The organism is Evansella clarkii (genome assembly GCF_002019695.1).
GTDB classification, from domain to species: Bacteria; Bacillota; Bacilli; order Bacillales; family Salisediminibacteriaceae; genus Evansella; species Evansella clarkii.
In genome coordinates this window covers 2,220,852-2,239,632 of record NZ_KV917376.1, presented here as the reverse complement: position 1 = coordinate 2,239,632, position 18,781 = coordinate 2,220,852, and the positions used below count along the sequence as shown (strand labels likewise).

Below are 18,781 nucleotides of genomic sequence, written 5' to 3'. Positions count from 1 at the left end.
CACAAAAAAGATTCCCTTTTATTCCCTGTGTTAATCCACCTTTTCCCTTGCATATGTCTTCTGATACAATATACAAATCCTTCAGCAGAAGCCTGCTGACTCTAATGACAGCGTCTGTTTAACTAAGAGTTTTCTCCATGAAAAAACACTCTTGATGGTGATTCATCAAAAGTGTTATCTGAAGATATTCCCTGTAAGATCCCTGTATTTTTATTCTTATCCAGTCCCCCCTTTTAAAGTGCCACCTTTTTCTTTTTGATTCTCTTTATCTTTTTATACAGGGACTTATCTTTCAGCATCTTAAAATGGGACAGCATTGGATTCATGTTCGCTTCGATAATCCAAATTTTCCCGTTTTTATCCACAGCGATGTCAAAACCATAAATACGTTTATATTCATATTCCTGTGTCAGTTTCACGGCTGCATTAACTGCTACCTCTTCGATATTTTCTTTTAGTTTTTCTAAATCTGGGATTGTTAAGTTTGATGCTGCTACCCCTTCCTCAACAGTTAAAATATCTCCACCGCTCCTCGCAGTGTTAGAAACGATATATCCTTCTCCTCCTACTTTAACTGCCATTCCGGTTACTTCCCATGGAAGAACATAAGATTTTCTCTGAGTAATTACACGAAATTCCATTATTCTGTTTCCTATCAGAGGCAGCTCCACTGGCTGCTGGACAAGATAAAATTCATCTCCTATTAGCTCTTTCACATAATTATATGTCCTGACAATTCCCAGATTCCTGACCTTTTTCTCTTCATGGTATATATCATAGTAATTCATCCCAGTGGAAACGACTTTAATAATTCCTCGTCCTCTCCGGCCATCATTAGGCTTTAGAAAAACCGCTCCGAAATCACTTAAAAAATCGAGATAGTTTCCATACGTGAAAATCTGTGTTTTTAGCACATGAGGCTTTACCTTTGGCGATTCTATCATTAAGTTATATCTTTTCCACTTTTTATTAAACACCTTATCCATTAAAACCACCTTTTTCTCATAGCGTTTTAGATTGATAGCCGATGATCCTGAGGTAACTTTTCAGCAAAAATAAAAATTCATCTATATCTCTCTCGTGTAAATCCCCTATATTGGCTATCCGGAAAGTATTTTCTTCTCCCGTTTTACCGGGATATACAGTAATATCCTTCTCCTTGAAAAAATCATGCATCTCCGGAAAGCTGTATGCAGGGCAGTCAGGTTCCATAATCGAAGTGACGATCCTGGAATGATTTTCTTTTTTCACCTGGTGAGTGAGCCCCATTTCCTTCAGCCCCAAAACCAGCTTCTGCCACATTCCTGAGTAGCGTTTATATCTGTTGCTGATACCCTCATCCTCCAGTTCTGTGACCGCCTGTTCCAGAGCATAAATTGTCTGAACAGGAGGAGTAAACCTCATTTGCCCGTACTTCTTAAAAAAAGAATATTGATCAAATAAACTGAGGTAGTAGCTTCTCGGTTTTATATAATTCAAATCCTCAAGCTCGGTGTTTTCCGCAATGACAAAAGCAGCACCAGCCATTCCCTGAAGATTTTTATTTGAACTTGCAGCAAGGAAACTAATATTCATCTCTTTCATATTCACAGGGACTGCGCCGAAAGAGCTCATTGCATCAACGATGAGCTTTATCCCCCGCTGCCTGCAGACTTGCCCGATCAACTTAATATCATTTAAGAGTCCTGTGGATGTTTCACAATGCACAACAGCCAGATGAGTTATTTTCCCGTTTCTCCTGTCAAGTTCTTCCTCCAGTTTCTCTATATTAACCGGTTGATCTGACGGGCTCTTAAACTCTGTCATTTTCAATCCGTATGTCTCAGCAATTTCACACATCCTGTTACCGTATGCTCCATTGTTAATAATAAATATTCCCCCGATGCCGACTGCAGAGCTTATAATTGCCTCTACTGCGGCAGTTCCCGATCCTCCAAATAAAACTGTTGTATACTGTTCAGGGTCACCAGCGAATTTAGTAATTCGTTCAGTAACATCCTTCATTACTTCTCCAAACTCTTCTTCGCGGGGACAAATATCCGGGACAATCTGTGCAAGTTTCACGCTGTCTGTTGTCGTTGCCGGCCCAGGATTAAGGAGTATCTTTCTCTTTACAGGCTGTATAGTGATCACCCCTTCCTAATGTTCCAGAAAAGCTGCCAGTCTTTCTTTCACTTCATGAGGTTTTATTTTCGGTCTGCCTAAATTTTTCTTAGAACCGGTATCTATTTTTAAATGGAGAAAAGTAAGCCCTTTTACCCCTTTCCATTCCTTTATTGCGGCTTCAAGCTCAGTCAGGCCGAAAATCCGCTTTGCTGTTCTGTAACCGCAGGCTGAAGCGACAGCGGCAAAGTCTACTCCGGAGGACACTGTTGTCTGGCCGCCTGTTGAATCGTGCACCTCATTATCCAGCAATATATGAAGCATATTTGCCGGCTGATAGTACCCGTTAACAGCAAGATTTCCCATCCTCATGAGAAGGGAGCCATCACCATCAATTACAAAAATATCTTTCTCCTGTTGAACAGTTGCGAGTCCTAAAGCGAAAGAACTTATACATCCCATAGAACCGACCATATAGAAATTATTCGGGGCATCCTCTATCTCATACAGTTCTCTCCCTGTTTTTCCAGTAGTAGCGAGTTGAACGGTGGATGTATCCTTTAATTTGCTGATCGTTTCCAGCGCTGCATATCTTGTGGGCAAATGTCCATAGCATTCCCCGCAACTGCGGATGAGCCAGTCTGATATATTTCCTGACTTCTGCTGCTGACTTTCAGTTAATGAGAATTTACCGAAGGTTCCTTTTTTTACTACAAAGAAAAAAGGTTTATTTTTTTCAATATACCAATTAGCATTTTTAAGCTGGGAACACGCTTCTGACTCTTCTGCTGATAAAAACTCCCACTGGATATTCATCAGATCGAGAAGCTCCGTCGTCCTTTTTCCAGTAAGCTCATGCTGAGGCTCATCATTAAGCCCCTCTTCCCCCCGAAGGCTGACAAAGCCAAGGACGGGGATCTGAAAAGGAAAGTTTAATGACATAAGCGGAGACACTGCATTTGCCAGACCAGAGTTTTGCATAAGAACTACGGATTTAGCACCACCAGCCATAGCACCGGCAGCAGCTGCAACAGCGTCTCCCTCATTTGCTGCACCAATATAATTGCAATTAGTAATTGCATAATTAATGAAATCCTTGAGGAATGAACAAGGAACACCGGAAAAAAACGAATATCCGTGGTGCTTTAGCTCTTTCCCGAATGTTTCGGTATCAAGCATGCTATCCCTCCTATGGCAAAGTGGCGTTTATTTTCTCCCTGGGCAAGTAAATCCTTTCGGCTTCCTTAAGCTCTTTCATATTCTGAATTCTGAAAATCTCATCTACTGATGCTACCTCCCCTTCAGCACCTTTAATAGATTGTTCCTCAAAGATTTTCCTGCAAATTTGCTGCATAGCGGAAAGAGATGACCTGAGATTGTGATTCGCCCAAATCACCATACTGACTCCAAGGTCTGCAAACCTGGAAACCGGAGTGTCATAATACTTTGTAGGAACGATAACTATAGGGATTTTCCCTTTCCACTCTTTCATAAAGGCCTCTATTTCCGAGGCATCTGATTTCTTACTGTGTACTAGCAGAGCATCGACCCCCGCTTCTGTATAAGCATCCGCTCTTTCCAGCACCTCTTCTTTTGTCCGTCCGGCGATAAACCCTTCCAGCCTGGAAACAACCATGAAATCCCGGTCTTTCTGAATGTCTTTCATCGCTTTAATTTTCCCGCAAAATTCATCCTTTTCTGCAAGTGGCTGTAAACTTCCGTTAATAAATGAATTTGTTTTCGGGAAAAGCTTATCCTCGATACAAACACCGGCAATGCCTCTTTGTTCCAGCTTTTGCACGAGGCGACGGGCATTATTAAAATTCCCGTAACCTGTGTCCCCGTCAAGGAGGATTGGCAGAGAAACAGCGTCATTCATATATTCAATACTGTCCAGTACCTGGGTCCATGACAGCTCATTATTATCCCTCACTCCAAGGCTGGCTGAAATGGATAATCCGCTGGCCCATATTCCTTTGAACCCTGTTTCTTCTACTACCTTTGCCGAAAGTCCGTTATGGGCTTCCATTAAATATTCAAGGCTGTCTGAGTAAAACATTTTTCTGAGCTGTGCAGTTTTCTTCATTGGCGCTTCCTTCCGTTAAAAATTTGGGTGTTCTTTAATAACTTATTACCGAAGAGAAATTTGGTTCGCAGCAGGGCACTTATTTTTCACAGAAAATAGTGCCGCTGTCATGTCTTTTTTTGTAAAACAGTTACAACTTCCCTTCTCCTTACATAAATTGATGTAAAAGCAGAGAGAGGGGCTCTTAATGTGACAAAAGCTTCTTCTACAGATATACGGCCTTACGTAGGTGTGCTTCTTACAAATGGGCTAATAAATAAACTGAAGAAGACAAGTGTTAATTTCCCAAGTTACAGCCGGGTTCTCGAACTTGCAAAAGAGGCTCGGGCAGCCAATGTACACTTGTTTTTCTTCGCAAGCAGAAATGTTGACTTTAAAAAGAAGTATATAAACGGTATATATCTTGATTTCAAAAAACAGAGATGGCTGAAGAAACGATTCCCTTTCCCGCATGTCCTGTATGACCGGCTCGGTTCAAGGAACGAAAAAGTACTTAAACTTAGAAAAACTATGGAAACTGAAGGCGTGAAAAAGCTTAATTCCATGTTTTATTTTAATAAATGGGCCGTTTATGAAGATTTATCACGTATAGAAAATGTGAAGCCGTTTTTACCGGAAACAAAGTTATTTACAGATGAAGATTCTCTGGAAGAATTTATCGACGAAAACAAAGTAGTCTATCTGAAAGGTGTAAAAAGCGGTAAAGGTAAGGGAGTTATGCAAATTAAAAAAGTGGATAACAAGTATATTTACAGCCACTTTAAAGGCATGCTGACCGTAAAGGAAGCCGATTCATTTGCCGCAATGATGGACGATATAAACAGCTTTTATAATCAAAAGACGGATAGTCGTTTTATCCTCCAAAAAGGGATCGACTTAATAAACTACGGAGGAAATAATGTAGACTTCCGGGCAGAAGTACAGCGGGATGGAGAAGGAAACCTTGATATTGTAGGGATTTCAGCAAGAATAGCGATTAAGAACTCACCGATCACCATTCATTCTTCAGCTGTTAAACTGGACACATTCCTGGCCGACTATCTTCACTACCCTAAAGAAGAGATGGAACTGAAAAGAGTTGAAATCATAAATTTTTTACATCTGATCTACCATGCTCTGGAAAAAGTATATGGCTACTTCGGTGAAATCGGCATTGACTTTGGACTTGATAAAGAAGGAAAAATATGGTTTATTGAACCGAACGCAAAAACGGCAAAAGTTTCATTAATGAAAGCCCATGACCATCAAACCTATAAAAAGGCATTTTATAACCCAATCTCCTTTTCCATGTTTTTAGCAAACCAGCCGGACGATTGGTTTAAAAAACATTGTGGAAATTTCAGCGCAGTGGAAGAGGAAATTGCTTTTTCCTGTGATGAAGAGGATATTTGAAGGTATATGTACTGGCAATGCGCGTGGGGGAGCTCACGTGCTTTTTTTATGCCCTCCTTAACTCCTCAGTCTTTTTTAAACTCCGGCTGCTCTTTCCTTCTGGTTAAAATGAGAAAATAAGGAAAACCTAAGTCATGTTGATTTTTTGATGACAGGGGGATTTCCAGCGGTATGAAAAATCAATATTCAGTATTTGTCCCCCTTCTCCTTCGCTGGGTCGCTTGCGGTGCAGTAATAGGAGTGGCAGCAGGCTCAACCACTGCGTTATTAATAACTGCGAACGATCTTCTCGGCGAAACAAGAGAAGCACACGACTGGCTTCTGTTTCTTCTTCCCGCTGGCGGTGTGCTCATTGGAGCCCTTTATAAATATGCGGGCAAAAATTCTGCTAAAGGTAACAACTTGATTTTTGACGATATAAACGGGAAGGGAAAGATCCATCTGAGAATGGGGCTTCTCGTATACATTGGCACGTTCATCACTGTTTTATTCGGTGGCTCGACCGGAAGAGAAGGGGCCGCTGTTCAGATGGGAGGAAGTATCGCGGAAGCACTCAACAGGCTTTTCCTGTTAAGCCCTGTTGACAGGAGAATTCTCCTGATGAGCGGGATCAGCGGCGGGTTTGGCGCAGCCTTTGGAGCTCCAGCTGCCGGAGCTGTCTTTGGGATGGAAGTATCATCGCTTGGTAAGCTCAAATATGAAGCTCTCCTTCCATGTTTCACTGCCAGTTTTATCGGCCATTTTACAACAGCCGGATGGGGCGTTGAACATGAACTACTCATCATTAAGCATGTCCCCGAGCTCACTTTTCCAACAGCCGGAAAGGTCATTGCAGCAGCGCTGCTCTTCAGTCTCGTAAGTGTGATGTACAGTAAACTACGGCATGGGACGCAGCGGTTTTCGGAAAAACACTTCAAACATCCAATGCTGAGAGGGTTTATCGGCGGTACAGCCATCATTATTCTTGTATATCTGATTGATTCAAGAATTTACCTCGGACGTGGCCTCGAAACGATTGAAGCAGCTTTCGACGGCAGTGTGCCTCCCTTCGCATTCTTAGGAAAAATGCTGTTTACGGCTGTTACACTTGGGTCTGGTTTCGTAGGAGGAGAAGCGATCCCTCTGTTCTTTATGGGATCCACCTTAGGGAACACACTTGCAGAGCTGCTTCAGCTTCCAGTCTCATTTTTAGCAGCACTTGGGCTTATTGGAGTATTCTGCGGAGGAGCCAACACCCCGCTGGCGGCATTACTTCTCGGTATTGAAATGTTCCATGGAAAAGGAATTGAATATATTTTACTCGTCTGTGTCATCACCTATATTTTCTCCGGCCGGAACGGTGTCTGGCCGGCACAAACAATTTACGAACCTAAAAGCAGGCTGTGGTCGGTGCAGGAAGGAAAAACGATTACGAAGGAAGAACGGGAGCAATCCCCCGGCCAGAACCGAATCTGATTTTTAAGCAATCAGAAGTTCAGCCTGAAAGGAGGTATGAAAATGCCGTTACGCTTTGTCCTTGAATCTGTCGTCCTTGTTTTATCCGGATTCATCCTGCTGAGAGTCGCCGGGAGAAAATCTATCTCCCAGCTGACCATCCCATCCACCGTAGTGCTCATTTCAATCGGTGCCATTATTGTCCAGCCGATTATCGAAACAAGTGTTTTAAAGACAATCATTACTGTCGCCGTATTTGTATCTGTTCTTTTTATGATTGAAAAACTTCAGATGAAATTCAAAGCGATGGAAAAATTTATTATCGGCTCCCCGCTCAAAGTAATCGAGGAAGGGCAGGTTATCGAGGATAATCTGCGAAAAGTACGCCTTACGACAGACACACTTGAAATGTATCTCCGCCAGCAAGGGATCCTCGGCCTCCATAAAGTGAAACATGGATGGATTGAAGCTAACGGAAGACTTGGCTATGAACTTTTCGAGGACGACAGATTTCTTACGGTAGGAGAATTCAAGAAGCTGATGGACGGGTATTTCCAGGGGGATGGCTCAGAGGCAGGCACTAGAGCTCGGGCTTTGTATAGCGGGGAAAACGGCAGAAATTCTGGTCAGGAGAGTAAAAGCAGACAAGATTTTATGGTTGATCAGCGGAAGGACGAAAACTCCGGCAGTTAAATATTTGGGCAATCTGTTCATTTGCGCAATGGGGCATCCTATTTGCGATATTGTCCACTCTATCCGCGAAATCGGGCACTCCAGATGCGAAGTAATACAGAAAAGTGCAAGCGCTTTGGACACTAACGGCACTCTATATCCAAGTAACCGCAGATCTAGGGGGAACTACCTCTTCCTCTGCGAGCGGATATTTGGGGTTGTATCGGGGCTGTTGTGGCCACTTGCTGCCTTCTGCACGTTCGCCTGTAATGTTGTTTTACCGATTCAATTCCTGAATCCACCATATTCGTACGTTTAGCAGCGCCTCTCTCCTTCTCATGTACCGCAAGAGCTTCTTGCATCCCTTGAACAGCAACCTTTCCCATTCTCAATTCCCGCAAGAGCTTCTTGCATCCCTTGAACAGCAACCTTTCCCATTCTCAATTCCCGCAAGAGCCTCTTGCATCCCTTGAGCAGTAACCTTTCCCCTTCTCAATTCCCGCAAGAGCCTCTTGCATCCCTTGAACAGCAACCTTTCCCCTTCTCAAGTACCGCAAGAGCTTCTTGCATCCCTTGAGCAGTAACCTTTCCCATTCTCAATTCCCGCAAGAGCCTCTTGCATCCCTTGAACAGCAACCTTTCCCCTCCTCAAGTACCGCAAGAGCTTCTTGCATCCCTTGAACAGCAACCTTTCCCCTTCTCAAGTACCGCAAGAGCTTCTTGCATCCCTTGAGTAATTCGGCGGACCCCGGGATCCGGACAATTTGCTGTGGGAGGTTATACTTTCCACCTATCTGTTTAAAAAAGACGCTTTCCCCATTAAGGAAAAGCGCCCGCCCCTGCTCAATCAGCAATTAGTATTCAAGTTTTTGCCAGCCATCATGTGCAGGGTCCCTCAGTGCCTCCAGCACGACTTGAGCTTTATAACCAGCTGCAAAATCGTATATCTGCGCCGGTTCCCCTTGTACTGCTTTGACAAATTCACCAATCAAATCTTTATTTTCCGTGTCTTCGCCATTAACAGGCTTTAAAGCTCCTCCATTTTTTCCGGCAGATAACTCCCGCCAGTTGCGGATCATTAAAGTTCCTTCCGTGCCGTAGACCCCAAACTCCAGCTGCTCTTCTCCTGCAATATTGCTCAGACCGTCAATGAGCACTTCAGCACCATCTGCAAATTTCATCTCAGCGATAATTCCTGTTTCGCAAGCTTCCGGATCTTCGGGAAACTGCAGTTTCGATTTCACCTCAGTAATTTCACCAAACACCCGCTGCATGAGCTGAATCCAGTGGACACCCACTTCAAGAACGAAACCGCCTTGTTCCCGCTTGCCTACCCAGTCATTTTGCTGCCAGAGGCGCGGCCAGTGAGGAAAATGCATTTTCAGGTTAAGACGGCATATTTCCCCATATCCTCCTTCCTGGACCAATTGTTCGAAACGGTTAATTCCACCCTGATAATTAAGAGGAAAATGCATAGCGTGCACGAGCTCTGAATTATTAACCGCATCTGCCATACGTTTTGCTTCCGTCACAGAATTTGCCAGTGGTTTTTCACATAAAATATGCTTTCCAGTCTCCACTGCCCGCAACACGATTTTTTCATGATATTTAGGAGGTACTGCAACGTAAACTGCATCAATTTCAGGCTTTACGAGCAGTTCCTCGTAGTCTGTGTAGGTTTCAGTAACTTCATATGCTTCCGCCATATGCGCCAGGCGGTCCTCCGATGTATCGCAAAAAGCGGCGAGCACAATATCGTCCCGCTCCTGCATTATTTTTATCAGCCGTTCTCCTACCGCACCTAATCCGATGACTCCTACCTTTATTGCCGAGACGCCCATAGTAATCTCTCCCTGTTTATGTATTCATACATTCTTTATTTTAAAATATTTCGGTTTGCGAAGGAAGCCTATTTGTGAAAAAATAGAGCTATACTTTTCTGAAAAATTACAAATTGGAGGGGATTAAGCATGAATAAAGAGAATTTCTTCAGCCAGCTTAAAGAGCTTGCCGCTATTCCAGGCGGGCCAGGTAATGAAATGGCCGTGGTCGAAAGATTGATTGAGCTGTTTGAACCTGTCGCGGACAACGTGGAGACAGACCATATGGGGAATATTTACATATTTAAAGAAGGCCACAAGCCCGGCCCAACAGTTATGGTTTCAGCCCACTCTGACGAGATCGGCTGTGTTGTCCGGGATATTGACAGCAACGGCTTTATCCGGGTTGAACGGACAGGCGGGATGATAGAAGCGTTAATGGTCGGCCGGAAAGTAAATGTAAACGGCAGGTTTGGAGTTATGGGGGTAAAGGCAGGACACCTCCAGACTCCGGAAGAGCGGAGAACTACGCCTTCCATCTATGATTTATACGTTGACGTGGGGGTATCTTCCAAAGCAGAGGCGGAAGGATTAGGAATAAAGATAGGTGACCCGATAACATACATAAGTGATCTGGAGCGTTTCACAAACGAAGACCTTATTTGCGGAAAAGCAATCGATAACCGAAGCTGCTGTGTTCTTCTGCTTGAACTTTTCAAAAATCTTGAATCAGCGGACTTTGCCGGTACATTAGTCGGAGTAGTAGCGGTACAGGAAGAAGTAGGCCTCAGAGGTGCAAAAGTGGCGGCTCATAGAATAAATCCTGACTACGCTGTTGTGCTCGACACGATTCCATGTGCTGACACACCTGACAGCATTGGCAGCGGCTATCCAGTTGGCATCGGCCGCGGCCCCGTAATCCCGGCACTCGCCGGTGGTTCAGTAAGAGGAAATATCATGGCGCCGCAAATGAAGGAGCTTTTTATAAACTATGCTGAAAAAACAGGGGTTCCATACCAGCTTGCAGTTATGACAGGTGCTACAACAGACGTAGCTGCAGTGCATTTGGAAAGAAACGGCATTCTTTCAGGAGCGATTACTTTCGCCCGGCGTTATTCCCACTCTCCAGTAGAAACAGCTCACCTTGACGATTTCGCACAGGGGCTGGCACTGCTTGTATCTTTAATAAAAGATAACGGCAGCTGGGGCGACATGAGATTTGTGAAAAAATAAAGACACTAAAAGAGTCTTGCTTTATCCACGGATAGCAAGGCTCTTTTAGTGTCTCATTCTTCTTCTGCTGCTGTTTTCTGTACTTCCCTAAAAGCTTCAATAAACGGATAAGGATCCGTTTTTACTATATAAGGGAAGACTCCTTTTGTCGTATGGAGATACAACCAGCCTTCTTCTCCTTTTATCGTTCTGTAGGAAATATCGAAAACTGTTTTCAGCTTAAATTCATCCAGAGCTGTCACAATTTTGTCCTCATATAATTCCATCGTTTTTTCCTTTTCCACGTTCGTCTGTTCAATACTGTTGACAAAGCGCTCTACCTTTACATAACTTTGTGTTTTTATACAGCTCATTAAATCCCTCCAGCTTGAATCCATAACAGACAGTATATATTCTGCCAGCTTAACACATAATTTTATTCCTGTTTAACTTCACGTTTTCAAAGTTTTTGTTAATATTTAATTACCCCTTCTTTCCTGTACGTATCACTTTTGTAAACGTTCCCGATTTCCGACTTAATTTAGTTAGTACCTGAAATTAGCACTTGGTAATAATGCTATTAGCTTGTATAATAAAACTATCGACTATTTTTTAAGGAGATGAGGAACTTAATGGCAAAAAAGAAAATCGCCTGGGTAACAGACAGCACCGCCTACATTACTCAGGAATTGGCTGAACACCCGGATGTTTATATACTTCCTTTAAATATAATGTTTGAAGATGAGACGTTTGAAGACGGAGTAGATCTTACCACAGATATACTATATAACAAGATCCGTCAACAAAAAGTAGTCCCAAAAACTTCCCAGCCTTCTGTAGGAAAATTCGCCGAACTCTATGAAAAACTAAAAAATGAATATGATCATGCTGTTGCTGTCCATATCTCCAGCAAGCTGAGCGGCACATATGAAAGCTCAGTCAACGGCAAAAACATGGCTGAATTCGATGCAGAAGTAGTTGATTCCAAATGTATGTCCTATGCTATCACAACTTTAATTAAAAAAGGGATGGAAATGGCGGAAGCAGGGACTGATTACAAAGAAATCGCGGACGAGCTTAGACAGGAAGCATCCAATAACGAAAACTATATTCTGCTCGGAAGCCTGGAGCAGTTCTATAAAGGCGGCAGGATGTCAGGCACCCAGTATTTACTCGGAAGTATGCTGCAGATTAAGCCAATTATCCGTATCGACACTTCCACAGGTGAATTTGAGCTGTTTGAACGTGTGCGTTCTGAGAAAAAAGCAGTAAAAAGAATGATCGGGCTTCTGAAAAATTCATACGAAAAAAATATCATCAGCCAGGTTCAGATTATGCATGGCAACCTGGAGCATAAAGCAAACGAACTCAAAGAAAAAGTACTGGCTGAAATTCCCGAGCTGGATATTGTAATCGGCGAGATCAGCTCCACGATCGCTGTCCATGCAGGAGAAGGAACGCTTGCAATGATCTGGAATAATAAAAAGCGTTAGTAAACTTTGTTTTCTTGTAACTGGTTACCCCTTAGTTTATATAGAGGCTCAGCCTGTCTTTCAGGCTGGGCCATTTTTTTTGGCTGTTAACATGGGGTTGGTTACCTTTTCCATCTTCCCATTATGCTTTCCCCACCACCTAACCCGCAGCAAAGGTACCCTTTCCCTTCCTGACTAAACACCGCCCAGAACCATAGATTTCCCAGCTATTAAATGTTTCGAACTCTCAAACCTGTGTAATAGTTACTATGTTACATATTTTGGGAGGGATTTACATGGAAATGTCGCCAGACCTGGTCGGATTTAGTTTCATAATTATCGGGATTCTTCTTTTAATAGGAAAGTGGATCAGAATATTTACTCCCTTTTTACAGGATTTTTTTATTCCAAGCTCTATGATTGCAGGAATTATTGCCCTTTTGCTTGGACCTGAAATACTAGGGGCTTTAGGTGTAAATTTATTTGATGAAGGCGGCGCTTTTCCAGCCGCAATGCTTGAAGTATGGTCAGTGCTTCCTGATTTGCTGATCAGTGTGATTTTTGCTTCCTTATTCCTTGGACAGTCAATCCCTAATATCAAGGAGATCTGGAAAATTTCCGGTCCTCAAATCACTTTTGCACACTTTATCTCCTGGGGCCTTTACGTTGTGGGGATAGGGCTGGCGCTTCTCGTTCTCACTCCTTTTTTCAATATGAGCCCTGCTGCAGGAGCTCTCCTGGAAATTAGTTTTGTCGGCGGCCACGGGACAGCAGCGGGACTTTCCGGAACGTTTGAAAGTGTGGGATTTGAGGAAGGAACTGATCTTGCTATAGGACTCGCCACCGTTGGGGTACTATCATGTGTTTTAGTTGGAATGGCACTGATAAACTGGGGTGCCAGAAGAGGAAAGACGGAAATTCTGAAAAAACCTGAAGACATTTCACAAGAACAGAAACGTGGACTCATTGCTAAAGAAGACCAGCAGGAAGAACCAGCTGGCCACCAGACAACGAAATCTGAATTTATTGAAACACTCACAGTCCACCTCGGATATATAGGCCTGGCTATTTTAATCGGATTTTTACTTCTCGAAGGGCTTATTATCATTGAAGAGATATTCTGGATCGATAATATTGAGCTTTTTACCCATCTCCCATTATTCCCTCTGGCAATGGTGGGTGCGGTCATTGTCCAGGTGTTCATGAGCAAAGCGGTCAAACACGAGATGCTTGACCGTGGCATGGTAAACAGGATCCAGGGGCTCGCTCTTGATATTTTAATCGTTTCGGCAATTGCCACTTTGTCCCTTGCAGTTATCGCGGACTATCTGGTGCCATTTATCCTGATGGCGCTGGCAGCCATCGGATGGAATCTCTTTGCCTTTCTTGTCCTTGCACCAAAAATGATGCCGGACTACTGGCTGGAACGAGCCATCGGCGACCTTGGGCAGGCAATGGGAATGAGCGCTGCCGGACTACTGCTTATTAAATTAGCAGACCCGGAAGATAAGAGTCCTGCAAAACAAGGGTTCAGCTACAAACAGTTAATGCTGGATCTCATTGTCGGCGGAGGCATAGTGACTGCCGCCTCTGTACCATTGATACTTGCTTTCGGACCAGTTATCACATTAATTGCCGCTTCTGTCATAACCACTGGCTGGCTTCTTCTCGGCCTGCTTTATTTCGGCAAAAAAGGTTAACTGGAGGGCAGAAATTTGGTATAATAGAATGAGTGAAATAAAAACTTAAGGCTGTTCAGCCGGAACAGATAGTAAATCAGCCGGGATCCTGCGCATTACAGGTACCCGGCCGATTGTTTTTATACTGGATCTTTTCCGCTCAGCCTCAGAATAAATGAGGTGTAAATGATGAATACAACAAAAAACAGAGTATTGCTTGTAGATGGAATGGCGCTTCTTTTCCGTGCATTCTATGCGACAGCTATGAGCGGTTATTTTATGGTAAACAGTAAAGGAGTCCCTACTAACGGCGTATACGGCTTTGTAAAACATCTTTTCACAGCGGTAAATACGTATAAACCGAGCCATGTCGTTGCCTGCTGGGATATGGGCAGTAAAACTTTCCGTACAGAGCTTTTCGACGGATATAAAGCAAACAGAGGCGAGCCGCCTGTTGAACTTATTCCCCAGTTCGATCTTGTAAAAGATGTGGCAGCAGCTCTTGATATTCCTAATGTAGGCCTAGCTGGCTATGAAGCTGACGACTGCATTGGCACGTTAGCAAACCTTTATAAAGAAGATTCCGAAGTGCTCATTCTCACAGGAGACCAGGATATACTTCAGCTCATTGAAGAAAACGTCCATGTAGTGCTTCTGAAAAAAGGGTATGGTAACTATGCCATGTATAAAGAAGACAGCTTCATTGAGGAGAAAGGGATCACCCCTAAACAGATGGTAGACCTGAAAGCACTCATGGGAGACAGCAGTGACAATTACCCTGGAGTTAAAGGGATTGGCGAAAAAACAGCTCTTAATCTTCTTAAGAAGTATGAAACGATAGAAGGCATACTTGATAACCTCCCAGCCCTTACAAAGGCGCAGCGGGCAAAAATTGAACAGGATCTTGATATGCTTCACCTGTCAAGAAAGCTTGCTAAAATCCACTGTGAAGTAGATGTAGTATGTGAGCTCGACAGTGCCGTCTATCAAATTAACGAAACTAGAATGAACGAGAAATTCAAAGAACTGGAATTTAAAAATCTGCACAGTTTAATAAAATAACTGTTAAAAACGTTCTCCTTTTGTCTGTATCAGGCTCCAGGGAGAGCGTTTTTTCTTTTACCAAATTCCCGTTAAACATATATAGTTGATACACGGCAGGAAAATACTACCCTTATGCATTAAGAGCCAGGGGGTGAATTACATGAGAGAAGACCGCGGGAAGTATTTCAACGAGCTCGTTTCCATGCAGAAAAAACTGACTGAAGAAGGAATAGCATACTGGCAGCTGTACTCTGATTTCAGCTCATGGCAGTTCTGGGTATGTCTGCTAATACTTCTCGGACCACTGATTGTCGTTTATTTTACGATCGACAGAGAAAAAATTTATTTAATTAGTTTTTACGGTTTCGCGGTACATGTTCTTTTTGCGTATACAGACCAAATCGGTATTCGTCTTGGCCTGTGGGGCTATCCGTATCAGGTTCTGCCATTTATTCCGAGTGTTTCCCTGGATGCTGCTTTGATTCCAGTTGCTGTGATGCTCGTTTACCAATGGACAATAAACAATAATAAAAGCTTCTATCTCTACGCCTTCATTACAGCACTTATATTTGGTTTTGGATTTAAGCCGATCCTCGTAATCAACGGATTATTCGAAAGATTTCAGTGGGTAAACTACTTCCATATTTTTCTGATTTATATCGTCCTGTTCCTGGCCGCATACTTCCTGACTAAGTTGTTCGCCTGGATGCAGAAACAAACTAAAGAAAACTCGCCGATCGGCAAGCCTTAAGAGAAAGCATAGGCGTAGTTGTGCTAGTATTTGTATACAATACAGCTACGGAAATAACACAATGACAATATCGGTGTCATTATTTTGCTATTTAATGTTAGTTGGTGTGCTAAACCCGCAAACGGATCCTCGTTCCTTTATTTGCATTAAATCTGGTGATTTCAGTGGTGAAACAAGAGAATAACGGTACCAGAATCTTAGAGCATGTTAAAAAACAAGGAAATTAACGGAATAATGGAATGGGGATCCGAACCTGCATTTAAACACATTCGCTACACAAAAAACTTCTTGTTAACGTATTAAAGCTTTTGCAGAAAAAGAACTTTTAAGTAATTTCCTTCCGGGTATTCCTTTACAGTGCGGAAATCCTCCGGCAGGCTGAATTCCTCGGCAATTTTGTATTTTTCCCCAAGCTCCTTAAATGCCTCCTCAGCAAACTGTTTAAACTTCCCCATTCCAAATCCGCTGAAGTTCGTGGAAGCTACAATTACGCCGCCTTTTTCTGTAATCTCTGCCGCTTCCTTAAGCAGCTTCTTATAGTCTTTAGCAGCACTGAACTTTACTTTTTTCGTCCGTGCAAAGCTTGGAGGATCAAGGATTACCAGATCAAACTTTTTCTCTTTCTTCTTTGCGTACTTAAAGTAATGAAATGCATCTTCTACAATAATTTCCTGTGCTTCATAATCAATACCGTTCACACTGAACTGCTCAATTGTTTTCTGCAGGCTCCTGTTTGCCACGTCGACACTTGTCGTTTTAGCAGCGCCCCCTATAGCCGCTGCCACAGAAAAAGCTCCTGTGTAAGAAAACGTATTAAGCACCGTTTTTCCCTGGGCATATTTGTCTCTGATCGTCCTGCGAACATCTCTCTGATCAAGGAAAACTCCTGTCATCGCTCCTTCATTCAAATCTGTGGCGAAGTTTATCCCGTTTTCCTGAACGAGTAACGGAAACTCCCCCCGCTCTCCAGTTACAAAATCATCATCTTCAATATATTTTCCTTCTGTATTGAATCTTTTTTTCTCATAAATGCCTTTAAAGTCGACAAGCTTTTCCAGAGAATTAACTACTTCATTTTTGAATGTATAGATTCCTTCACTGTACCAGTTGATCAGGTAATACCCATCATAAAAATCGATCGTGAATCCACCGATCCCGTCACCTTCTCCATTAAAGACACGGAATGCAGTCGTGGCCCGATCCTCAAAAAATTTGCTCCGTACTCTCAGTGCAGACTGGATCTTTTTCTCAAAAAAGGTCTTATCAATTTTCTCTTTTTCTTTTCTGGAAAGCACCCAGCCGAAGCCTTTGTTCTGCAAACCGTAGTAGCCGGTCCCCAGATAACTGCCTGATTCATCTGTAAGAGTAACAAGGGATCCTTCTTCCTTCAGGTCGTCTAAATTAATAATCGCTTCTTTAAAAATAAGAGGATAGCCCTGCCTGTATTTTTTCCCGAACTTGTTCTTTATTCTGACCGTTACATCTTTACGCATTGTATGTCCTTCCTTCCTCCGTTCTCATCGTACTCCTTACTTTAACATATTAGCCTTTTTTTCTTCATCTGAAGCAATATATCTCTAGCAGCAGCTTTTAAAAAGTCTATTAATTTCATCTAAATATTAATATTGTCGAAACAAGGAATAAAATGTCTAAAAAAATTTTTTAAAAATAATGAGAAAAATCAGATAATATATGGTATAGTAATTTTATATTTTTAGTATATTTATAAAAACATTTTAAGGGGGTAGTTTAGTTGAGCGATTTACAGCCACGTGAGCAGTGGAATACGCGACTGGGATTTATCCTGGCTGCAATGGGTTCCGCAGTAGGTTTAGGTAACATCTGGCGATTTTCTTATGTTACCGGTGAAAATGGAGGGGCAGCGTTTCTTTTAGTTTATCTGCTCTGTATTGTTGCTATTGGGATCCCGATTTTAATGGCGGAATTCACAATTGGAAGAAAAGCACAGAGTGACGCAGTAGGTTCCTTCCGGAAGCTTGCACCAGGTAAGCCTTGGGTAATTGCAGGTATTTTAGGAGTAGCTTCAGCATTTATAATTTTATCTTTTTATGGTGTTATCGCAGGATGGACGCTTCATTATTTCACACAATATATCACCGGGGGGCTTGCTTCTGAACCAGCCGGCGGTTACGGAGATTACTTCGGAGGATTTATAACAAGCACCTTCCACCCGTTATTCTGGCAGTTCCTGTTTATGGCCCTTACGATAGCTATCGTATACGGTGGAGTTAAAAAAGGTATTGAAAAGTCAAACAAGATCCTTATGCCACTCCTTGCTGTTCTCGTAATTATTCTTGCAGGGTACAGCATGACTTTAGGAGGAGCATCTGAAGCGTTAAGCTTCCTTTTTACTCCTGACTGGAGCGCATTAGCAAACCCTAGTGTTTATCTTGCAGCTCTCGGGCAGGCATTCTTCTCCTTAAGTTTAGGTATGGGTGCCCTTATCACATACGGAAGTTATCTTTCTAAAGAGCACAGACTTCCTGGCGCTGCTGTAAGTGTAGCTGGTCTTGATACCCTATTCGCAATCCTTGCAGGTTTAATGATTTTCCCAGCGGTGTTCGCTTTTGGAATCGATCCAAGCGCAGGCCCTGGACTTGTATTTATCACACTACCTGGAATCTTTGATAACATTGCCGGCGGACAGCTTTTCGGACTACTGTTCTTCTTCCTGTTAGCTGCTGCAGCTCTTTCTTCAGCTGTATCACTTCTTGAAGTTGCTGTTGCATACTTCATGAGGAAGTTTGAGTGGACCAGGCAGAAGACAGCACTTCTTATCGGGGGAATCATCTTCCTTCTAGGTATTCCTTCATCTCTTGGTATGGGCGTTCTTTCCAACGTCACTATCATTGGTGGAAGAGATATTCTTGATAGTGCCGACTTCCTTGCTTCCAACATCTTTCTTCCGCTTGGCGGACTTGTAATTGCCCTCTTCTTAGGTTGGGGCTGGAAGAAAGCGGATGCTCTTCAGGATTCCGACTTCGGAGACACAACTGTTGGAAACGCGTGGGTCTTTGTTTTAAGATACTTCGCACCTGTTGCAATCTTCATCATCTTCTTAAGCTCCATCGGCTTGTTCTAAGAAAATAGGAAAA

Annotated in this window: 16 protein-coding genes; 9 read left to right on the top strand and 7 right to left on the bottom strand. The window is 42.9% G+C overall.

Translation table 11 applies throughout. The features are described from left to right. Positions 1-233: 233 nt before the first annotated feature. From BK582_RS10170 to aepX, 4 genes are read right to left on the bottom strand one after another with little or no spacing between them, the layout of a single operon-like run. Complete coding sequence (locus tag BK582_RS10170; RefSeq protein ID WP_078594860.1) at positions 234-986, bottom strand: YheC/YheD family protein; 753 nt, start codon at positions 984-986, stop codon at positions 234-236. 16 nt (positions 987-1,002) lie between these two features. Continuing rightward, positions 1,003-2,133, bottom strand: a complete 1,131-nt coding sequence (locus BK582_RS10165) for a 2-aminoethylphosphonate aminotransferase (RefSeq protein ID WP_338066815.1) — start codon at positions 2,131-2,133, stop codon at positions 1,003-1,005. 6 nt (positions 2,134-2,139) lie between these two features. Beyond that, positions 2,140-3,282: a phosphonopyruvate decarboxylase gene (aepY, locus tag BK582_RS10160; RefSeq protein WP_078594858.1), complete on the bottom strand. Its 1,143-nt coding sequence runs from the start codon at positions 3,280-3,282 to the stop codon at positions 2,140-2,142. Between the two features lie 10 nt (positions 3,283-3,292). Then, positions 3,293-4,189, bottom strand: a complete 897-nt coding sequence (aepX, locus tag BK582_RS10155) for a phosphoenolpyruvate mutase (RefSeq protein ID WP_078594855.1) — start codon at positions 4,187-4,189, stop codon at positions 3,293-3,295. Positions 4,190-4,378: 189 nt separating this feature from the next. Between aepX and BK582_RS10150 the strand changes: the two genes are divergently transcribed. The 3 genes from BK582_RS10150 to BK582_RS10140 all read left to right on the top strand — a co-directional run bounded on the left by BK582_RS10150 (position 4,379) and on the right by BK582_RS10140 (position 7,708). Continuing rightward, entirely contained in the window at positions 4,379-5,581 is a 1,203-nt protein-coding gene (locus tag BK582_RS10150; protein ID WP_078594852.1) for a YheC/YheD family endospore coat-associated protein, read from the top strand. Between the two features lie 171 nt (positions 5,582-5,752). Further along, positions 5,753-7,036 carry a chloride channel protein gene (locus BK582_RS10145; RefSeq protein ID WP_078594850.1) on the top strand — a complete coding sequence of 428 codons (1,284 nt, stop codon included), beginning with the start codon at positions 5,753-5,755 and terminating at the stop codon, positions 7,034-7,036. Between the two features lie 42 nt (positions 7,037-7,078). Next, positions 7,079-7,708, top strand: a complete 630-nt coding sequence (locus tag BK582_RS10140) for a DUF421 domain-containing protein (protein WP_169910940.1) — start codon at positions 7,079-7,081, stop codon at positions 7,706-7,708. Positions 7,709-8,541: 833 nt separating this feature from the next. Here BK582_RS10140 and BK582_RS10130 read toward each other — a convergent pair. Beyond that, complete coding sequence (locus tag BK582_RS10130; RefSeq protein ID WP_078594843.1) at positions 8,542-9,528, bottom strand: Gfo/Idh/MocA family protein; 987 nt, start codon at positions 9,526-9,528, stop codon at positions 8,542-8,544. Between the two features lie 129 nt (positions 9,529-9,657). On the opposite strand from BK582_RS10130, the gene BK582_RS10125 reads away from it, so the two are divergent. Further along, positions 9,658-10,740, top strand: a complete 1,083-nt coding sequence (locus tag BK582_RS10125) for a M42 family metallopeptidase (RefSeq protein ID WP_078594840.1) — start codon at positions 9,658-9,660, stop codon at positions 10,738-10,740. A gap of 53 nt (positions 10,741-10,793) precedes the next feature. On the opposite strand, the gene BK582_RS10120 is transcribed toward BK582_RS10125, so the two are convergent. Then, on the bottom strand, positions 10,794-11,093 hold the full coding sequence (locus tag BK582_RS10120) for a hypothetical protein (protein ID WP_078594838.1): 300 nt from the start codon (positions 11,091-11,093) through the stop codon (positions 10,794-10,796). A 258-nt stretch (positions 11,094-11,351) separates the two neighbouring features. Between BK582_RS10120 and BK582_RS10115 the strand changes: the two genes are divergently transcribed. The 4 genes from BK582_RS10115 to BK582_RS10100 all read left to right on the top strand — a co-directional run bounded on the left by BK582_RS10115 (position 11,352) and on the right by BK582_RS10100 (position 15,665). Then, on the top strand, positions 11,352-12,212 hold the full coding sequence (locus BK582_RS10115; protein ID WP_078594835.1) for a DegV family protein: 861 nt from the start codon (positions 11,352-11,354) through the stop codon (positions 12,210-12,212). Between the two features lie 275 nt (positions 12,213-12,487). Next, positions 12,488-13,891 (top strand): sodium/glutamate symporter, encoded by a 1,404-nt coding sequence (locus BK582_RS10110; protein WP_338066814.1) that lies wholly within the window; start codon positions 12,488-12,490, stop codon positions 13,889-13,891. Between the two features lie 168 nt (positions 13,892-14,059). Further along, a complete protein-coding gene (locus tag BK582_RS10105; protein ID WP_078594832.1) occupies positions 14,060-14,932 on the top strand; it encodes a 5'-3' exonuclease in 873 nt (290 codons plus the stop codon). A gap of 142 nt (positions 14,933-15,074) precedes the next feature. Beyond that, positions 15,075-15,665: a CBO0543 family protein gene (locus BK582_RS10100; protein WP_078594830.1), complete on the top strand. Its 591-nt coding sequence runs from the start codon at positions 15,075-15,077 to the stop codon at positions 15,663-15,665. A 299-nt stretch (positions 15,666-15,964) separates the two neighbouring features. On the opposite strand, the gene BK582_RS10095 is transcribed toward BK582_RS10100, so the two are convergent. Further along, on the bottom strand, positions 15,965-17,158 hold the full coding sequence (locus BK582_RS10095) for a class I SAM-dependent rRNA methyltransferase (RefSeq protein WP_078594828.1): 1,194 nt from the start codon (positions 17,156-17,158) through the stop codon (positions 15,965-15,967). 260 nt (positions 17,159-17,418) lie between these two features. On the opposite strand from BK582_RS10095, the gene BK582_RS10090 reads away from it, so the two are divergent. Further along, entirely contained in the window at positions 17,419-18,768 is a 1,350-nt protein-coding gene (locus tag BK582_RS10090; RefSeq protein WP_078594825.1) for a sodium-dependent transporter, read from the top strand. The last annotated feature ends 13 nt before the right edge of the window (positions 18,769-18,781 follow it).

Excerpts from the sequence above, each read along its gene's own strand:
- BK582_RS10170 (WP_078594860.1), bottom strand. The coding sequence starts at position 986 with ATGGATAAGGTGTTTAATAAAAAGTGGAAAAGATATAACTTAATGATA.
- aepY (WP_078594858.1), bottom strand. The coding sequence starts at position 3,282 with ATGCTTGATACCGAAACATTCGGGAAAGAGCTAAAGCACCACGGATAT.
- aepX (WP_078594855.1), bottom strand. The coding sequence starts at position 4,189 with ATGAAGAAAACTGCACAGCTCAGAAAAATGTTTTACTCAGACAGCCTT.
- BK582_RS10145 (WP_078594850.1), top strand. The coding sequence starts at position 5,753 with ATGAAAAATCAATATTCAGTATTTGTCCCCCTTCTCCTTCGCTGGGTC.
- BK582_RS10140 (WP_169910940.1), top strand. The coding sequence starts at position 7,079 with ATGCCGTTACGCTTTGTCCTTGAATCTGTCGTCCTTGTTTTATCCGGA.
- BK582_RS10130 (WP_078594843.1), bottom strand. The coding sequence starts at position 9,528 with ATGGGCGTCTCGGCAATAAAGGTAGGAGTCATCGGATTAGGTGCGGTA.
- BK582_RS10125 (WP_078594840.1), top strand. The coding sequence starts at position 9,658 with ATGAATAAAGAGAATTTCTTCAGCCAGCTTAAAGAGCTTGCCGCTATT.
- BK582_RS10120 (WP_078594838.1), bottom strand. The coding sequence starts at position 11,093 with ATGAGCTGTATAAAAACACAAAGTTATGTAAAGGTAGAGCGCTTTGTC.
- BK582_RS10115 (WP_078594835.1), top strand. The coding sequence starts at position 11,352 with ATGGCAAAAAAGAAAATCGCCTGGGTAACAGACAGCACCGCCTACATT.
- BK582_RS10110 (WP_338066814.1), top strand. The coding sequence starts at position 12,488 with ATGGAAATGTCGCCAGACCTGGTCGGATTTAGTTTCATAATTATCGGG.
- BK582_RS10105 (WP_078594832.1), top strand. The coding sequence starts at position 14,060 with ATGAATACAACAAAAAACAGAGTATTGCTTGTAGATGGAATGGCGCTT.
- BK582_RS10100 (WP_078594830.1), top strand. The coding sequence starts at position 15,075 with ATGAGAGAAGACCGCGGGAAGTATTTCAACGAGCTCGTTTCCATGCAG.
- BK582_RS10095 (WP_078594828.1), bottom strand. The coding sequence starts at position 17,158 with ATGCGTAAAGATGTAACGGTCAGAATAAAGAACAAGTTCGGGAAAAAA.